The following is a 611-nucleotide window of genomic DNA, read 5'->3' on the forward strand; positions in this document are numbered from 1 at the left end:
GCCGCATCGGGCCGCCCGCGCGCTCGGCGCCGGCGAGATCGGCCATCTCGATGCCGCCGCCGACCGCGACCACGTCCCCGACCGGCCGATGCACGAGGGCGATGCGCTCTCCGGCGAAGGCTGGACCCTCGTCGCGGTCGAGACGCCCGGCCACACCATGAACCACCTCGCCTTCGCCCTGCCGGAGGAGGCGGCCTTGTTCTCCGGCGATCACGTCATGGCATGGTCGACCAGCATCGTCGCGCCGCCGGACGGTTCGATGCGCGCCTACATGGATTCGCTCGACAAGCTCAGGGGCCGCGACGAGACCATCTACTGGCCGGGCCATGGCGGCCCGGTGCGCGATCCCCGGCGCTTCGTGCGCGGGTTGGCCAACCACCGCCGCCACCGCGAGGCCTCGATCCGCGCGCGCATCGCCGCCGGCGACGACACCATCCCGGCGATCGTCGCGGCCACGTACCAGAACCTCGATCCGCGCCTGCGCGGCGCGGCGGCGCTGTCGGTGTTCGCCCACCTCGAGGATCTCGTCGCGCGCGGGCTGGTGGCGACGCAGGGCGCGCCGCGCCTCGACGGGACCTTCGCAGCAGGCCCCTCGCCGGCCGGCTGAGGCG

Annotated in this window: 1 protein-coding gene; it reads left to right on the forward strand. The window is 74.6% G+C overall.

Features of this window, described 5'->3' with window-relative positions:
* On the forward strand, positions 1–607 hold a 607-nt coding region (locus FV223_RS29415), incomplete at its 5' end, for an MBL fold metallo-hydrolase (RefSeq protein WP_147730090.1).
* Positions 608–611: the final 4 nt, after the last annotated feature.

Origin of the sequence: Methylobacterium sp. WL116, assembly GCF_008039455.1 — a bacterium.
In the GTDB taxonomy this organism is placed as follows: Bacteria; Pseudomonadota; Alphaproteobacteria; order Rhizobiales; family Beijerinckiaceae; genus Methylobacterium.